17 protein-coding genes are annotated in these 18,278 nt (G+C 38.1%); all 17 read right to left on the reverse strand.

Features of this window, described 5'->3' with window-relative positions; genetic code table 11:
* Positions 1-21: 21 nt before the first annotated feature.
* A complete protein-coding gene (locus DW000_RS02090) occupies positions 22-1,551 on the reverse strand; it encodes a ShlB/FhaC/HecB family hemolysin secretion/activation protein (RefSeq protein WP_243624512.1) in 1,530 nt (509 codons plus the stop codon).
* Between the two features lie 54 nt (positions 1,552-1,605).
* Complete coding sequence (locus DW000_RS02095) at positions 1,606-1,887, reverse strand: hypothetical protein (protein ID WP_120054815.1); 282 nt, start codon at positions 1,885-1,887, stop codon at positions 1,606-1,608.
* Positions 1,888-2,020: 133 nt separating this feature from the next.
* Positions 2,021-3,340 (reverse strand): amidohydrolase, encoded by a 1,320-nt coding sequence (locus DW000_RS02100; protein ID WP_120054816.1) that lies wholly within the window; start codon positions 3,338-3,340, stop codon positions 2,021-2,023.
* Between the two features lie 124 nt (positions 3,341-3,464).
* Entirely contained in the window at positions 3,465-3,926 is a 462-nt protein-coding gene (locus tag DW000_RS02105; RefSeq protein WP_038125372.1) for a hypothetical protein, read from the reverse strand.
* Positions 3,919-4,722, reverse strand: a complete 804-nt coding sequence (locus tag DW000_RS02110) for a DUF3100 domain-containing protein (RefSeq protein WP_039964965.1) — start codon at positions 4,720-4,722, stop codon at positions 3,919-3,921. The genes DW000_RS02105 and DW000_RS02110 overlap by 8 nt, the downstream gene beginning before the upstream one ends.
* Positions 4,723-4,885: 163 nt before the next feature.
* Positions 4,886-5,590 (reverse strand): DNA repair protein RecO C-terminal domain-containing protein, encoded by a 705-nt coding sequence (locus DW000_RS02115; RefSeq protein ID WP_008713997.1) that lies wholly within the window; start codon positions 5,588-5,590, stop codon positions 4,886-4,888.
* Positions 5,577-6,908 (reverse strand): hemolysin family protein, encoded by a 1,332-nt coding sequence (locus DW000_RS02120; protein ID WP_004695947.1) that lies wholly within the window; start codon positions 6,906-6,908, stop codon positions 5,577-5,579. The genes DW000_RS02115 and DW000_RS02120 overlap by 14 nt, the downstream gene beginning before the upstream one ends.
* Positions 6,909-6,962: 54 nt before the next feature.
* The gene (era, locus tag DW000_RS02125) at positions 6,963-7,862 is read right to left on the reverse strand and encodes a GTPase Era (protein WP_004695950.1); all 900 of its coding nucleotides are present in this window, start codon (positions 7,860-7,862) and stop codon (positions 6,963-6,965) included.
* Complete coding sequence (gene ybeY / locus DW000_RS02130) at positions 7,855-8,331, reverse strand: rRNA maturation RNase YbeY (protein WP_008714003.1); 477 nt, start codon at positions 8,329-8,331, stop codon at positions 7,855-7,857. Before ybeY ends, era begins: the two co-directional genes overlap by 8 nt.
* A gap of 2 nt (positions 8,332-8,333) precedes the next feature.
* A complete protein-coding gene (locus DW000_RS02135; RefSeq protein ID WP_120054817.1) occupies positions 8,334-9,347 on the reverse strand; it encodes a PhoH family protein in 1,014 nt (337 codons plus the stop codon).
* Between the two features lie 8 nt (positions 9,348-9,355).
* Entirely contained in the window at positions 9,356-10,321 is a 966-nt protein-coding gene (locus DW000_RS02140; RefSeq protein ID WP_120054818.1) for a TIGR01212 family radical SAM protein, read from the reverse strand.
* A 108-nt stretch (positions 10,322-10,429) separates the two neighbouring features.
* Positions 10,430-12,268, reverse strand: a complete 1,839-nt coding sequence (locus DW000_RS02145; protein WP_012864421.1) for a B12-binding domain-containing radical SAM protein — start codon at positions 12,266-12,268, stop codon at positions 10,430-10,432.
* Between the two features lie 63 nt (positions 12,269-12,331).
* Positions 12,332-12,748 (reverse strand): hypothetical protein, encoded by a 417-nt coding sequence (locus DW000_RS02150; RefSeq protein WP_012864422.1) that lies wholly within the window; start codon positions 12,746-12,748, stop codon positions 12,332-12,334.
* A 166-nt stretch (positions 12,749-12,914) separates the two neighbouring features.
* Positions 12,915-14,363: an Asp-tRNA(Asn)/Glu-tRNA(Gln) amidotransferase subunit GatB gene (gene gatB / locus DW000_RS02155; protein ID WP_101928315.1), complete on the reverse strand. Its 1,449-nt coding sequence runs from the start codon at positions 14,361-14,363 to the stop codon at positions 12,915-12,917.
* Positions 14,360-15,820, reverse strand: coding sequence for an Asp-tRNA(Asn)/Glu-tRNA(Gln) amidotransferase subunit GatA (gene gatA, locus DW000_RS02160; protein WP_120054819.1), 1,461 nt, complete (start codon positions 15,818-15,820; stop codon positions 14,360-14,362). Before gatA ends, gatB begins: the two co-directional genes overlap by 4 nt.
* Positions 15,821-15,831: 11 nt before the next feature.
* Complete coding sequence (gene gatC / locus DW000_RS02165) at positions 15,832-16,122, reverse strand: Asp-tRNA(Asn)/Glu-tRNA(Gln) amidotransferase subunit GatC (protein ID WP_004696952.1); 291 nt, start codon at positions 16,120-16,122, stop codon at positions 15,832-15,834.
* A gap of 74 nt (positions 16,123-16,196) precedes the next feature.
* Positions 16,197-18,200 carry an NAD-dependent DNA ligase LigA gene (gene ligA / locus DW000_RS02170; RefSeq protein WP_120054820.1) on the reverse strand — a complete coding sequence of 668 codons (2,004 nt, stop codon included), beginning with the start codon at positions 18,198-18,200 and terminating at the stop codon, positions 16,197-16,199.
* Positions 18,201-18,278 lie beyond the last annotated feature (78 nt).

Consider the following 18,278-nt stretch of genomic DNA (forward strand, 5'->3'; position numbering starts at 1 on the left):
TCAATTAATACGTATACTATATTAGAACCGCACACCTGCTTGGAAACCTGCTGTTACAGAATCAGTTTTGTAACCACTTGGTTTATATAAAGGAGCCCCAACAAATACATCATAGAATAATCCAGATTTAAATTGTCCTCTCATCCCAAGACTAGTGCCAGCAATAAATTTTCCTGTTAATACCTCCGTACTTGGACCATATACGGCGCCAAAGTCAATATTAGCATAAACACTTGATTTCCATTTAGGGATGTAACTAGCAACCTCATTACGCATATACCAGCCACTTTCAGCCATTAGTGTATTTTCACCATCAAACCCTTGTACTGTATATCGATTACCAAGGCTAATCATATCTCTAGAGAATAAACGTTTATCCCCTAATGTCCATTGTCCATGGAAAGATGACGTAATACTTGCTGGTCTATGTCCCCATATACGTGGAATTTGATAATCCACATCTACTAAAAGTTGTGTAAATCGAGTGCTAGGTGCTCCATTACCATATTCAGGTTGTGAACCAAACCAACCAACCCCTTGTTTAATAGCCACTCTAGAATATAACGTGTTTTGCTTAATATATCTTCGTTCTGATATACCTACTTCTAAAGAAGCTGTATTAGCACGTTGTACAGCAACTTCTACATCATTAATATAATTTTTAGCATTACGCTTACTGATAATAATATCCCAACTACGTTTAGTCGTTCGATCTCGATGAAATACATGATTCCACGAACCTCTTACAGTCTTGGCATGACTAGAACTAATAAATGGAGTAGCCATAGAATTAATCGTTTGATGATATTTCATATCACTATAGGAAATACTAAAGGTATCCTTTCCTCTAGGTATTGAATAAGAAATAGTATGGTTTCGACTACCTTTTCGTTCACCATCTTGAGCAGCATCTCGATTAATACTTAAATTTAATGAATCATTAGCATTAAATACCCTATCAACTCCAATTGCAGCCGTCCACTGTAGTTTACCAGTATCTTTTAGTCCAGAATCATCTATGGATATCATTCCATGAATTGCTGGTTTTTTAGTAGTTTCAAGTACAATATTCGTAGCTAACGGTTTTGTTCCTGGCTCAAGCTCAACAGACACATTTTGAGAGCCAATTCGCTTCATTTGCTCTATACCCTGTTCTATATTTCGAATATTAAGGATATCCCCTTCACGAATAGGAAATGCATTTTGCCATGGCAATGGTTGTGCATACGTTTTATATAAGACAGACTCTACGCGACCGAGTTGTAAATTGAATTGTAGATTACCTGAAGCTAATGATTGGGATGGAATACCAATCCGAGACGTGACGTATCCATGTTCTATAAGTGCAGTATTTAAGTTAGTAGATAATCTATTTACATCTTCAACTGTAAGTTTACGATTTACAAATGGTTTAATTGTTTTACGTAGAAACGTAAACTCGTTAGGCACATTTAATTGTATCTTCTTTTTTTGTGCTTCATAATATAATGGACCTTTAATTAATCGTACACTTGCTGCAGAACTATTATCCACAAATGTTGTCTGATCCATAGTAGTATTTATCATATTACTATATGTTAATTCTGCAGACTGACTAATAGGTTCTTAAACAACACGGATATGAGATACCAAAAAAGATGGCTCTACATGTGCTGGCTGTTGTGCCGGTACTGTATAACCATCTTGTGATGTTAAAGAACCAGATGAAAAATCTATTCCACCTGTTTGTACTGTAATTCGTCCCTCTCCAAGCCGCGCCTCTCTCGCTAGTTGTTGTTCTCTCGCTCTATCTAGTTGTTCTTGAGTATCAATAGGTTTAGCACCCAAAATATGTATTGGTACCATACACACTAAACTTAGACAGAATAATAATTCTCTCTTTTTCATATTTCTCCTTTTGTAATAAAATGTAAACCTGCTTTATATTTTATTATGTTTTTATTTTGATAGTCAATAGAGAGTTTAAACTGTAAAACCACCTACCAAAGATAATCAATTCATCTTTGATAGGTGGTTTATTTTATTCACCCTTAGCAATACGATCTAAGAGTTCAATATAGCTTTGTTTGTTTAATGCTGGTGTAAAGTTATCTAATACGTCTTTAGCACCTACAGCATCATCGTACAGTAAGTCTACGATTGTCATAGCCAATGCTTGTGCTGTTTTGATGTATGCTACATCAGGTACAGAGATTTCATATTCCGCACTGTGTAGTACACCACTTATACAACCAACCCATGGATGGATGACCGGCATCAAGTGAGATACGTCCCCCATGTCTGTACTAGCTGTAATATGTGGGCCTTGGTAAACATTGGCTTCACCAAAGATAGGATTTGAATTTTCTCGCAATAGAGCATTCATACGTTCATCATTACGCATCGGCAAATAACCAGGTAAGTCCTTGATAACACATGTGGCCCCTACTGCATCGCCACCGGCTTTTAATGCTCTGTTCACACGATGGTTACCATCTACAATAGCTTCAATATTAGAGGCACGTACGTAACTTTCAACTTGGACATAATCAGGCACACAATTTACCAATGTGCCACCTTGATTAATGATTGGGTGGAATCTGAAATAATCGCTTTCTTTGAAAGTTTCACGAATGGAGTTAACCCCCATAACCCCCATCAAAGCAGCATTAAGAGCATTGATGCCTTCATGGGGTGCTTGAGCCGCATGAGCTACCTTACCGTGATATTCAATCAGTTTAGATACAAAACCATTAGAGGTACTACCAAGCCCCATTTCACCAGCTGGTGTTTTGGCTGTCTCCACATGCATTTGCATAGCCATATCAATATCGTCGAAAGCTCCTTCATAGATGAGCTGTTGCTTACCACCCATATACTTAAGCTTACCTTGCTCACGCAATTTATTGCGGTAATCAATTTCAATCATTTCCTCTGCTGGGACAGCAAATAATACGACATCCCCAGCGAGTTGATCCATCACAGCTTGTAGGCCCATAGCGACAGCAAACATATTTGTAATTTGTACATTATGACCACAGCAATGAGCGGCGCCTGTTAAATCATCGGCACGAGGATGGCGAGGACAGAGAATGGCATCTAATTCCCCCACCATTGCAACCGTATATTTGCTATCACGGCCTTTCATTCTACCTTTTACACCTGTCAGTGCATGACCAGTAGTATAAGAAATGCCAAGTTCATCAAACATATCTTGAACCTTTTTAGAGGTTTTTACCTCTTTAAAACCCAACTCAGGTTCAGCCATAATAGATTCAGCCAATTCTCGTAAACATGGTTGTGCATTAACAATAGCTTCACATACGCGTTGTTTTACTTCTTCCTTTGTCATACGGCTCATAATATCTCCTTTATAAAATCGACCGTATAAAATACGGTCGATCATGATATATAGATATCTTCTAAAATATAAATCTATATGTATATCTTAACATAGTTTAGACATCTAACATTATGATTTAGTATTAAATTAAACCTTCTAAATGAAGTACTAATTGGGCTAATGCTGTTGCACAGATGAAAGTACCTGCTGTTACAGCTAATGCAACAGGAATAATGCGCCAAGACAATCGACGGAAAGCGCCTAGGTCTTTACCCAAGGATAAACCTGCATACGCAAGTACTGGTGTTGTTGTAGCAAGGAATGTAACTTGGCTAGTTTTAGCTATAATCCATTCTTGGCCAGGCATACCTGGTAATGATGCAATAACACCAACTAAAGATACCCAGAATACCATAGGTAATTTATTAGTATATGGCAAGTTAGAGATTAAAGCACCAATTGTAGCAAGAACTGCCAAGATAGCTACGCCAACTAAACTATCGCTAAATAGATGTTTACCATCCATTACGTTACCTACTGCAGTGATGATAGCAGCGATACAAATAACGATGACAAATTGTGTTAATTTTTCACTTTTACTCATGATTTGCTGCCTCCTCTGCTAAGTCTTGTTCACGGGTACGGCCTGTAAAGAAGTTGTATGTTTTCTCCATAACTGGTAACGAAACAAATAGGCCAAAGTATACGCCTAGAACGGTAGTCAACAAGTTTGCAGCCCCAGCAAGAGCCATAATTTGTTGTTCATAATCTGGATATACTGCAATGATTGGAGCTGTAGCTGCCGCCATCATACTAGCACTACCTACGCCAGCGCCCATAGCTAATGCCAATGGATGAAACCAACCAGATTGTGCCAACATGCCAGCCAATACGGAGGACCACATAGCACCGATAAGAACGCCACAGATGTACATGCCCATAACGCCACGACCCTCAGGAGAGCTAAAGCCAAATTTGTCGATAATAATTGCTACGTTCGGCTCACGGTCTACAGAGTAACAAGCACCTACTGCTTCTCGACGCATACCTACTAACAAAGCTATAGGTAAACCGAATACAATCGTACCAAAGAAATGACCAAACTCTTGTAATAACAATGCCCAGCCAGCACTTGTAAGAATACCAAGATTTGGACCAATACCAAGTCCTACTTTTACCATTAAGATCATAACGGCAATACCGATATAATCGGCAGATTTTTCCATCTGTTTAATCGTAAGAATTTTAAACTTAGGAATAGAAATTAATAAACCTAGAATCAATGTGTACAATAATGGCAACAATACAACAGGACCTAGTTTTTTTATGCCTATAAATTCAGCGACTACAGTTAGTACGAGCGCTAGAAAATGTATTTTGAGATTTCCCAAAAGCTGCATAATGACCTCCTATAAAAACATATAATATAACATTGTTATATTATAAATAATTGTTATTAAAAGTGTCAACTACAGATGTACATATGTCTATTAGTATTATATTTTTTCATATGTAACCATAAATATAGAAAAAGCACCAATACTATGATTGATGCTTTTCACATTAAATTATAGAGTTTAAAAACTTAACGCTTTGTAATGGCTTACCTATTTCTTGCTCACAATAAGAGAATAAAAGCTTCTCAAATTCCTTCCATATTGTTTTCGGAAGTTCTAAAGGCGTATCTTCACCCCACTGGTAAGCGAGAATCTGAGGTAATGCGGCTTTCACAGAACGAGAAATACTAAGATTCGTCGTTTCTCGTACCTGCAACCAAAATGGATCGATTCCATCTTGCTGTGTAAAAGCATTAGCACTTGGCACAATTCCTGCGAGGGATAATAATTGCCATCCAAGCATAATCGTTCCCAATTGTACATTGCGACGACGAATTTGCTTTGAGTAATTTACTACCGTATCAAAGACCTTACGGTCTACGTCATACATGGCAAATAACTCTTGAATGAGCTCACTCGCTACCGCTGCATAAGCAATATTATCGAGGTTTACATCTAAGGATTCCACCACATAGGATCCATCAATTTGCGTCACATTTACATACTCCCCATCAGGCACGACTGTAATATACATAGCACTGAATGGACGTAAATAGGAACTGTTACGCATGGTCATCATACGCTTATGTGGAATCGATGCTTTAATAAGTCCCAAGCTAGGCGTAATAAATGTAAATACGGAATACAACTTATACTTTTTTCGACTAATAACGATGGCTGGCGTATTAAAACCACCATTAAGCTTCTTCATTTTCTTCTTCCGTTGGTTCCTCTACTGGTATAGGTGTTACTTTAATGCGAGAGATACGATATCCTTGCATTTGCGTAACTTCAAAGGTATAACCATGAGCATCCACCGTATCACCTACGATTGGTGTACGTTCTAATAAACCAAAGACATAGCCACCAATTGTATCAGAATCAGAATTATCAATTTCAATATTCATAATCTCTTCTACTTCGTCTACAAGGACCTTGCCATCAAACTCGAAGGAACCATCTGCATAGGACATCGTAGCTGGTAAATGCGGCTCATGCTCGTCTTGGATATCTCCAACCAACTCTTCTATAATATCTTCTAAGCCTACAAGACCTACCATGCCACCATATTCATCTACTACTACAGCTAGATAAATACGGCGCGTTCTCATATATTGCAACAAGGTAGATAATTTCATTACCTCTGGAACAGTAAGAATATCTCGTTTAATATTGCGCAAATCCTTACGGGCTTGATTAGGGCGTTCCATTAAATCTTTAATATGAACGAGGCCAATAATGTGATCCTTATCCTCTACACAGAGTGGATAACGTGTATGTACTTTAGAGCGGATAACCTTCATAGCTTCATCGTAACCATCTTCTACGAATACGCAGTCTACGTCTTGACGAGGCACCATAACCTCTTTTGCCATGCGATCTACAAAGTTAAAGACATTATCGATTAACTCAGACTCTACTTGGTCCAATTGCCCTTCCTCGTGGCTTCGAGAAATCATCATGCGAATTTCTTCCTCTGAGTACACAAGGTCAAGCTCTGTTAAATATTTTGTTTTGTAAAAGCCTAAAATAACATTGGAGATTTTACTAGCAATCCAAATAAATGGATACACCAATTTACCTGCAGCCACTACGATACGGCTATAGGTATTTACATATTTTGTAGGGAAGGATAAGCCCAATGCTTTAGGTACAATTTCACCGAAAATTAGGACAATTAAGCTAATTAATAGTAATAGAATAATATCTAACACTAAATGCATCCAAGTACTATGAATGTTAAGAACCGCCACTATACGATCAACAATATTATCGAATACAAAAGTACCTGTGCCTGCAAGGGCCAAAATAAAGAATAGAATCAAAAACTGTGTAGTATTTAAAAAATACTCAGGATTTTGATAAAGCTTTAATAAAAATTCTCTATCCTTCTCCAAGAGGATGTCCATATCCTCTACATGTTCTTTACGAAGGCGTGCAAAAGAGAACTTTGCAACCACAAAAAAGTTAATTAAAAAAATACATAACAGACCAAACCCTATGGGTAACAGGCCATCTACACTATCCATCTTTATTCCTTTCATATGAATATGGAAACACTTATTTCTTTTTATTATATCAAATTATTTTCTATAACCAAGTTCAGATAACATACCAGATTTATTTCGCCAATCTTTTTTTACTTTAACCCAAAGGTCCAAGTACACCTTTGTAGCTAATAGCTTTTGAATGTCTGCGCGCGCTTCAGCGCCAAGTTGTTTTAACAAAGCACCTTTTTTACCGATGATAATACCCTTTTGCGAGTCTCTTTCACAGTAGATTGTAGCGCGGATATAGGTAGTACCATCATCACGTGTTTTCATTTCATCTACGTCTACAGCGATAGCATGAGGAATCTCATCTCGTGTAGCTAACAAGATTTTTTCACGAACGATATCGGAAATAATAAGGCGTTCCGGTTGATCCGTAATCATATCTTCTGGGAAATATTGCGGACCTTCCGGCAATGTTTCTTCTAGAACCTTAAGAATTTCAGATAAGTTTTCTTTATCTTTTGCAGAAATAGGAATTACACCTGCAAAAGGATATGCATCTTGATAAGAAACGATTGCTTCTAAAAGTTCTTCTTTTTTGAGTGTATCAATTTTGTTGACTACCAAAAATACAGGAACCTTTACACGTTTCAATTGTTCAATAATAAAATTATCCCCAGGACCACGTTTTTCATTGCCTGCTACGACAAATAAAACGGCTTCCGTTTCTTTTAAGGACTCAATAGCAGCATCTACCATGAATTCGCCTAACTTGTGCTTAGGTTTATGCACACCAGGTGTATCCATAAATACGATTTGTTTGGATTCATCCGTATATACACAAATGATACGGTTACGCGTTGTTTGAGCCTTATCGGATACGATAGCAATCTTATCGCCAATAAGAGCGTTGATTAAGGTAGATTTACCCACATTAGGGCGGCCTACAACGGCAACAAAGCCTGATTTAAAATGTTCGTTCTTATTCATTATATGGTGCATCCTCCCGCACATAACCCAAATTACCTAGGATAAATTCTTCCTCTGTGCGCATCTCTTTTTTATCTTCGTCGTTCATATGGTCATAACCTAAAATATGTAAGCAACTGTGAGTCGTTAAATATGCTAATTCCCGTTCAAAACTATGTCCATATTCAATAGCTTGTTCACGAGTACGCTCTAAGGAAATAATCATATCACCAAGTAAGTGATGTTCCTCTTCACTACCTTCGTAATCATCCCCTTCATTGAGGGCAAAGGACAATACATCCGTTGGTCTATCGATGCCTCGATATTCCTTATTAAGCTCATGAATTTTAGCATTATTGCAGAGTAAAATACTCATTTCATCTTCATCGAGGCCATATACGCGACTCACTTCATCGCAGACCTTGCGTATAACAGCCTCAATATTGGAATCCTCTTGAATTCCTTCATCATAGCTAATGTGTATATACATGCTTATCCTTTCGCTACATTCTCTTTGGATACTGCGTTAGATTCTGTAGTCTCACCAGCTAACTTACGTTCGTGATATGCATCGTAAGCTTTTACAATGCGACCTACTAAATCGTGACGAACAACGTCTTGATCGCTAAAGTAAACCATATTAATACCATGCACATGACGCAATACCTTTTCAGCCTCGCCGAGGCCAGACACAACACGTGGAGGTAAGTCAATTTGTGTCTTATCACCGTTGACTACCATTTTAGAGTTGTTACCTAGACGAGTTAGGAACATTTTCATCTGCTCTGCCGTCGTATTTTGAGCCTCATCGAGAATGACGAAGGCATTTTCCAATGTGCGGCCACGCATATACGCTAGTGGTGCTACCTCGATAGTACCACGTTCCATAAAGCGTTGTACTTGCTCGATACCAAACATTTCATGTAATGCATCATAAAGAGGTCTTAAATAAGGATCAACCTTGTCTTGTAATTCACCAGGTAGGAAGCCTAACCGTTCACCTGCCTCTACAGCAGGGCGTGTCAAAATAATTTTATCTACATTTCGGTTTTTTAAATAGAATGCAGCTAAAGCTACTGCTAGGAATGTTTTACCTGTACCAGCAGGACCAATACCAAAAGTAATGGTATTTTTTCGAATACTATCTACATAGTATTTTTGACCTTCCGTTTTAGGCGTAATATTTTTACCGCGCATATTAACGGATAAAGTATCCTCAAACATAGTATGTACGGCATCAGCTTTACCATTAGCCACGAGTTTAGCCGCAATACGCACTTGAGACTCAGTTATGGTACTACCTTCACGGTAAAGGAATACTAATTCTTCAAGGGTACGATAGAGAGCTTCTACTTGGTCCTCATCACCCTTAATAACTACCGTATCACCACGTGCCACTACATCTGCAGAAATGACCTCAAGCATCATATGCAGATATCGATTATGTTGACCTAGTATGGATTGTGCTAGGTCATATGTAGGAAATGTAAATACTTGTTCGCTCATACAACCTCCTAATCTATAAATTTACGAACTGCTTTACCATTTAGGTAATCACAGAGATCACCTTGATGAGCATCTAGTTCGTCTATTTTATCATCAATTAAATCTTGTACGCGCCACCAACCCATGGACCAGTTTGTAAAAAGCGTATTATCTTCAGGCGCTCTACCTACAAGACGCTGTAAAACAATGTCAGGGTGTAAATGACGTACAAAATTAACAACCCGATCAGCATATTCTTCCGCACTAATTAGGGTAAACTGCCCCTCTTGATACCACTTGGCCATCAATGTATTTTTAACAATATATAACGCATGTAATTTAACTTGATCTACACCAAGGGCTGACAAAATGCGAGCCCCTTCAATAGTATCCTTCATGGTATCCCATGGTAAATTAACTATCATATGAGTAGTTATGTTAAATCCATATCGCTTAATCCGTAATACGGCATCAATAAACTGGGCTAAATCATGACCACGATTAATTTTCTCTAATGTATCATAGTTAACCGTTTGAAGACCTAGCTCAATATAGATATCCTTATGAAAGCGATCCCCAATATCAGCTAATATTTCAAGATATTCATCAGCAATACAATCGGGTCTTGTTGCAATAGCAATGCCCACGGCTTCATCGATACAACCTTGTTCAATATAGCTTTTAAAATCATCAAGATTCAAGTAGGTATTACTAAAGTTTTGGTAATAAGGGATGAACTTCTTTGCTTTATATTTAGGGCCTATGTGAGCAATATTTTCCTCTAATTGCATGCGTACCGTCATCCACGCTGGACGATTTTCATAGCCTGCACCAATTTCACCGCAGAATGTACATCCCCCTACGCCTGCCGAACCATCACGGTTAGGACAGGTCAAGGGTAGTGCTACAGGTAATTTATAAACCTTTTCCCCATATGTTTCTTTATAATATTTAGATACCATGCGGTATCGTTTTGGTCTCGTTGTATCGGTCATAACACTCCTATTAAACTAACCAATCATCGCTTATTATGTAATATTTCAACTATCATAAATTCTCTAATCTTTTGATTATATAAAATTAGATAAACTATTTTTATATTACTAACAAGCCTCTATTTCAGGACGTATAAAAGGTTTTACCTCTTTATTTACGTCGATTACAACTGTAAAAGGTACATTTGGTACATTCTCTATACCTAACACTTTAGCCGTGTCCTTAGACATAGGCATTTCTACATATTGTTGGCGAATTTTGCGCCACTCTTTAAATGTATAGTTTGGAATATATTGAGATGCAATTTCTTCATTGCGCCAGAATGCTTCCCCTTCTTGTAAAAGTTCCTTTGTCTGCTTCGGTAAACCAACAGCTTCACTGCGAACCTTACCGCGATAGCTAACGAGTGTATCATATTGTAATAATTCGGCAGCCACTGTATCGCCTTTAGCTAAGAAGAAATTATACAAGAACTCAATTTGGTCAATATCTTTTAAATTAATCTTATGATTACCCGCATCGAGCCAAGCCTGTGTCATATCACAGAAATAGGAAAAGGCATCTTTTTTTATCTCCACTTTAGATGGATCGTACTTTTTCATAGGTGGTACATGATTAGTTTCTGTATTTTCCCCAGTTATAGATGTATCAGTATGTTCTTTTATAAGCTTACTACCAATATAGCCAAACACAGTTCTAAATCGTTCACTATTATAAAAGCGTTCAAAGACATCTTCAAAGTGTTTTAAGAAGCGTATATCTCTATAAGGAAGCACGTGAGTACTTAATACCTCATATGGCGCTAAGGGATCACTAATGTATTGATACTCTTCCATACGGCGTACACCAGAACCCTTTAACAGTTTTAAAAAACCAATTTGTAACGCATGTGGCTGTAAACTAAAAAGATCATTAAAGGATAATCCAAATCGTTGTTTATTCTCGTAAGGCAGGCCTACAATTAAATCCATGTGCACATGAGTTCGGCCTGCTTCAATAATAGGACGAATAGCCTTTTGAATATACGGCCAATCATTATATCGATTAATAGCATCCAAGGTTTTCTTATGTGTACTTTGAACCCCTACCTCAATTTGAATACGGCCTGGTGGTGTTTCACAGAGAATATTTGTCTCCCATTTCGTCATTAGCTCTGGTTCCATTTCTAGATGGAAATTCGTCTCCGTATCAGCATCACGCATGAATTCCATCATAGGTCGATGATGATGTGGCGCACAGTTAAAAGTTCTATCAACAAATTTAACTTGTTTTACCTTATGATCGATAAACCACTGTAGTTCTTTAAAAGTTCTTTCCTGCGGGAAAAAGCGAACTGTATTTTTATTGCCAGATAAACAGTACTGACAAGAGAATGGGCACCCTCGAGAGGATTCATAGTAGATGATTTTATGTTCTAAATCTATCATATCCTCTTCTACGTAAGGGAATGGTATGGTACTAAGATCTTTTACCTCCACCGTATCAGTAGAGCCCAGGAGTCGGCCAGAAATGTGGCGACCACGTACGCCAGGAATCTGCTCTTCTAAGCCATCCTTGCCAGCGATTAGTGCACTAATAAGTTGATAAAAAGCTTCTTCCCCCTCACCTTGTACGACATAGTCCACCGCAGCACAACGATTTAAGATTTCATCGGCTGTGAAAGACACCTCCGGCCCACCTAAAATAATTTTAATATCTGGTCGCACAGCTTTCACCATGTCTACTACATGTAAAGTCATCTCGATATTCCAGATATAGCAAGCAAAGCCCAATACATCAATATTGCGCTCTGTAATATCACTAAGAATATGTAAAACAGGCATATTAATAGTATATTCTACTATATCGTATGCCTGTCCGTGAGCCTGCCCATAAGCTTTGAGATAACGCAAAGCCAGAGAAGAATGTATAAATTTTGAATTTAATGTGGATAAAACTACGTTCATAGGTCCCCTTTAAATCATCGAATGGCTCAGCCACCGTCTAGTCATAATATATGTATTATACCATTAAAAGAGACTAAAGATAATAGAAATAATAGCACCCACTAAAATAACAACAGTTACTACCGTAAGAATGACACTACCAAAGAATACGACAGCTGCCAAAATAATCGCTAAAACAATAAACAAGACAATTCGACTAAGCCAGCTTGTACTAGTAAAGCTATACACCTTAACTTTCGGTTCATATTGATTGTTTTCATCGTAATATTGTTGCTCGTCATTGATATTGGTTGGCGTTGAATCTACATGGACGGAATCGCCTACCTCTTCAATAGTTACACCATCAAATTCTCGTCTCTCATCATCGGATAATACGCGTGTATTAGGTTCACCAGAATAAGTACTGCGACTATAAGTATCATCTGATTGACCATTTCTATATGTATATTGATTATTGTTTATATTGTGTTGATCATTCATATGTATTTCCTTTATATGAACAAATAATAATAAATTTTATACAATTTATTATACCATATTTTACCATCATAATGGCAAATAGAAATCCCTTCAGATATAAACTCATATATCTGAAGGGATTGTATTTTTTAATATTGATTAATGCTAATATATATTAACACTCATATCAGTCATTTAAGAATTTTTTAAGTAATTCATTTACCATTCCAGGATTAGCTCGGCCTTTGGATTCCTTCATAACTTGACCAACTAAGAAGCCTATAGCCTTACCATTACCACTCTTGAAGTCTGCTACTGGTTGTGGATTATTAGCAATAACTTGCTTAACAATTTCTTCAATAGCACCAGTATCTGTGATTTGAACTAGACCTTCCTCTTTTACAATAGTATCAGCATCCTTGCCGGATTCCCACATGGATACGATAACTTTTTTCGCAATTTTACCCGAAATTGTACCTTTGTCGATTAGGGCAATCATACCAGCCAAGTTTTCAGGACTTACCTTGGATTCAGCAAATGTTAAACCGCTTTCATTAATCATCTTGGACAAGTCACCAAGCATCCAGTTAGCAACAGTCTTAGGATCTGCACCTGCTTTTACAGTAGCATCTAAGAAGTCCGCTGTTTTACGGGATACAGTAAGAATAGTTGCATCTTCACGAGACAAGCCATATTCAGATACAAAACGTTCAATCTTAGCATCTTGTAATTCTGGCAGTGCACGACGTACTTCTTCGATTTTTTCATCTGTAATTACGATTGGTACCAAATCTGGTTCTGGGAAGTAACGGTAATCGTTTTCTTCGTCTTTTTTACGCATACCAAGAGTGATACCTTGTGCATCATCCCAAGTACGTGTTTCTTGATCTACAGTACCGCCAGCTTCGATTAACTTAGCTTGGCGCAATGCTTCATATTCAACAACTTTTTGGATTGCAGTTAAAGAATTAACATTTTTAGTTTCTGTACGTGTACCAAATTCTGTAGTGCCACGTAAACGTACGGATACGTTACAGTCACCACGCAAAGAACCCTCTTCCATACGACCGTCAGATACTTCTAAATATTGCAAAATAGAACGTAATTTTTCAACGTATGCTCTCGCTTCTGCACCGGAACGAATATCTGGTTCAGATACGATTTCAAGAAGAGGTACACCCGTACGATTGTAGTCAACATTAGAAGATTTAGAGTCGGAAATAGTGTTGCCACTATGGACGAGTTTACCTGCATCCTCTTCCATATGAATACGGGTAATACCGATGCGTTTAGTTTCACCATTAACCTCAATATCTAAATGACCATTTAAGCAAATTGGCAAATCATATTGAGATGTTTGATAGTTTTTAGGCAAATCAGGATAGTAGTAGTTTTTGCGGTCAAATTTATTAAAGTTTAGAATTTCACAATTCAATGCTAAACCAACTTTGATGGCAAATTCTACTACTTGTTTATTTAACACAGGCATAGCACCAGGCAAGCCAAGGCATACTGGGCATACGTGTGTATTTTGATCGCCGCCGAATTCAGTGGTACAACCACAGAAGATTTTAGACTTAGTCTTAAGCTCTGTATGAACCTCTAAACCAACGACTGTTTCGTATTTACTACTCATAGAGAAACCTCCCCAGTTGGTGCTACTAATTGACAGTCCGGACGTGCTTGTTCAAATGTGAAAGCAGCACGTAATAATGTTTCTTCACCCATAGCAGGGCCAAGTAATTGTAATCCAATTGGCAAATTATTGCTACTCATACCTGCTGGGATGCTAATACCTGGAATACCTGCAAGATTTGCTGGTACTGTACAGATATCTTCTAAGTACATTGCTAATGGATCATTAGCTTTTTCACCAAATTTGTAGGATGTATTAGGTGCAGTTGGTGTCAAAATCAAATCCACCTTGGAGAATGCTTCGTCAAATTCGTTTTTAATAAGGCGACGAACTTTCAAGGCTTTCAAATAATAAGCATCATAGTAACCAGCACTCAATACATAGGTACCTAACAAGATACGGCGTTGCACTTCAGGACCAAAGCCTTCTGTGCGAGTTTTAGTAGACATATCTACTAAGTTATCTGCAGGTACCCGCATACCATAACTTACACCGTCATAACGAGCCAAATTGGAGCTAGCTTCTGCCAATGCAATGATATAGTAAGCAGACAATGCATATTTAGAATTAGGCAAGGAAACCTCAACGATTTCAGCACCTAATTTTTTGTATGTTTCGATAGCTTCTTCAATAGCTTTACGAACTTCGCTATTGAGACCTTCACCAAAGAATTCTTTTGGTACACCAATTTTTAGATTTTTTACATCATTTACAAGTGCTGTAGTGTAGTCTACACGAGTGCCTGGAATGGACGTTGAATCTTTAGCATCGTGACCAGAGATGGCATTTAATACTAAAGCAGCATCTGTTACATCACGAGTAATAGGTCCAATTTGGTCCAAAGAGGATGCGAAGGCGATTAAACCATAACGAGATACATTACCGTATGTTGGTTTTAAGCCTACAACGCCACAGAAGGACGCTGGTTGACGAATAGACCCACCAGTATCGGAGCCAAGAGCCCAAATAGCAGACCCGCTGGATACAGCTGCTGCACTACCGCCAGAAGAACCACCTGGTACGCAATCAGCATTCCAAGGATTAGATGTTTTAGCTAATGCAGAGTTCTCTGTAGAGCCACCCATAGCAAATTCATCCATATTAAGTTTACCAAGGCTAATATAATGATTGTTTTGTAAACGTTCAATAACTGACGCATTGTATGGAGGCACAAAGTTTTCCAACATTTTAGATGCACATGTTGCAGGTTCATCTTTAATACAAATATTATCTTTAATTGCACCAGGAATACCTGCCAATGGGGAAATAGCATCACCTTTAGCAATTGCTTCATCTACAAGCTTAGCTGTAGCCAAAGCACGATCATGAGAATCGGATAAGTACGCATGTACAGTCGGTTCCACTTTCGCTTTATGTGCAATAACAGCATTCGTCAATTCAACAGCGCTGATTTCTTTATTCACTAGTTTCTTGTGTAATTCATGAATTGTTGCCACAGCGAAACCTCCTATTCTTGTACAACGCGAGGTACTTTAAAGTACCCATCCTCTGCTTCTGGAGCATTGGATAAAGCTAAATCATGATCAAGGGATGGTTTTGTTTCATCCTCTCTAAATACATTGTGCAATGGTACTGCATGAGCCATAGGCTCCACACCATCAAGTTCTAATGCATCTAGTTCAGCAACATAAGTCAAGATGTCGGACAACTCTTTTTCTACATGTGCCATATGTTCTTCCTTAACTTCCAAGCGTGAAAGTAAGGCGATTTTTTTAATTTCCTCTTGGCTGATTTTCATCGAGACACATCCTTTCATAATTATTTATTATAAAGCAAATAATATATATTTTCAAAATATTGTAGAATGTATGATTATTGGATTTCTCCCAGTTCGCGTAGGAGTTCTACAAACTCTTCTTCATTCATAACACGAATACCCAATTCATTTGCTTTAGTAAGTTTACTACCACTGTCTTCGCCAGCAATAACAAGGGTTGTTTTCTTAGAAACAGAACCTGTAACCTTAGCCCCATGAGCTTCAAGAATCTTACCAGCTTCACTGCGACCCATAATTTCAAGTTTACCTGTGAGAACGACGATTTCGCCTTCCATTTGGTTGCCTGCTGCTTCAACAACATCTACAGTCATCTTAAGTCCAGCTTCTGTTAAGCCTTCAATGATTTCTACATGAGCAGGATCTTGACGGTATTCAACAATACTATCTGCCATTGTAGGACCAATCTCTTCTACTGCAACGAGTTCTTCCTTAGTAATAGTCATGAATCGTTCCATAGATTTTACAACACTTGCAATTGTTCCGGCTGCCTTAGATCCAATTAGTCGAATACCAAGACCATATAGTACACGATCTAATCCGCGAGATTTAGAATCTGCGATAGCTTTTACCAAATTCTCAGCAGACTTCTTACCCATTCGGTCCATGGTAACTAGTTGTTCGACCGTTAAATGATATAAATCAACAACATTGGTGATTAATTTGTTATTGATTAGGTTTTCTACAATACTAGGCCCGAGACCATCAATATTCATAGCATCGCGAGATGCAAAATGGATAATTTGTTCCTTTTCAATGGCAGGACAATGTTTATTGGTACAACGAACAGCGGCTTCACCTTCACGTCGGACTGCAGGAAATTCGCATACAGGACATGTATTAGGAATTGTAAAAGGCACTTCAGAACCAGTTCGTTTTTCAGGAACTACGCGAATAACCTCTGGAATGATCTCGGCTGCCTTGTGAATGATGACATGGTCACCAATGCGAATATCTTTTTCATTGATGAAGTCTTGATTATGTAATGTAACACGACTTACACTTGTACCGGATACGAATACAGATTCCAATTCACCAGTTGGAGTAAGAACACCTGTACGTCCTACATTGATAGTAATATCCTTAAGAACGGTTTCTACCTCTTCTGGTGGATATTTGTAAGCTGTAGCCCACTTAGGATCCTTCGCAGTACTGCCAAGTACCTCTTGGTCATCGAAACTATTAACCTTAATTACCATACCGTCTGTATCGTATGGCAACTCATGGCGCTTTTCACCCCAATAATTAATAGCCTCTATGACTTCGTCAATTGTTTTGCATACGCGGTAATGAGGATTTACAGAAAACTTGAACGTTTCTAGACTTTGGAGCAATTCCTCTTGGCTATGAATATTAGCTCCCACTTCAGAACCGATTGCATAGGCAAAGAATGCTAAATTACGACTAGCCGTAATGGCAGGATCTTGTTGACGCAAAGAACCAGCTGCTGCATTACGAGGATTTACGAAGGTAGGTAAGCCCTCTTCATCACGTTCTTCATTTATACGTTTAAATTCACTATGAGGCATATATGCTTCACCGCGAACCTCGATAAATTCTGGCGCATCCTCTAGATATAAAGGAATGGATTTAATAGTACGCACATTAGCAGTTACGTCTTCACCAACGCGACCATCACCACGTGTTACGGCACGTACAAACATGCCGTTCTCATAGTGCAAATTAACAGCTAAACCATCGATTTTAAGTTCTACCACATAAGCAGAAGGCTTATGACCTAATTCCTTCTCTACACGACTAGCAAATGCACGTACTTCATCAGCACTAAATACATTAGATAAGCTCAACATAGGGCGGCCATGGACGACCTTTTCAAAGGAACCTTCTACCTTCATGCCTACCCGTTGTGTTGGCGATGATGGCACAATATATTCAGGATGAGCTGTTTCCAAATCAACAAGCTCACGATATTTTTTATCATATTCAAAGTCACTCATTGTAGGAGCATCTTTTACGTAGTATAAATACTGCGCATGAGTTAGCTCTTGTTGTAACTCTTTAATTCTATCTTTCGGATTCATATTACATCCCTTTTACAGTGCAGTAACACTCTATACGTTCCTTACAAGTAAGGTAAAGAGGTTAACTGCCATACACAA

The organism is Veillonella sp. AF36-20BH (assembly GCF_003602765.1).
GTDB lineage: Bacteria > Bacillota > Negativicutes > Veillonellales > Veillonellaceae > Veillonella > Veillonella hominis.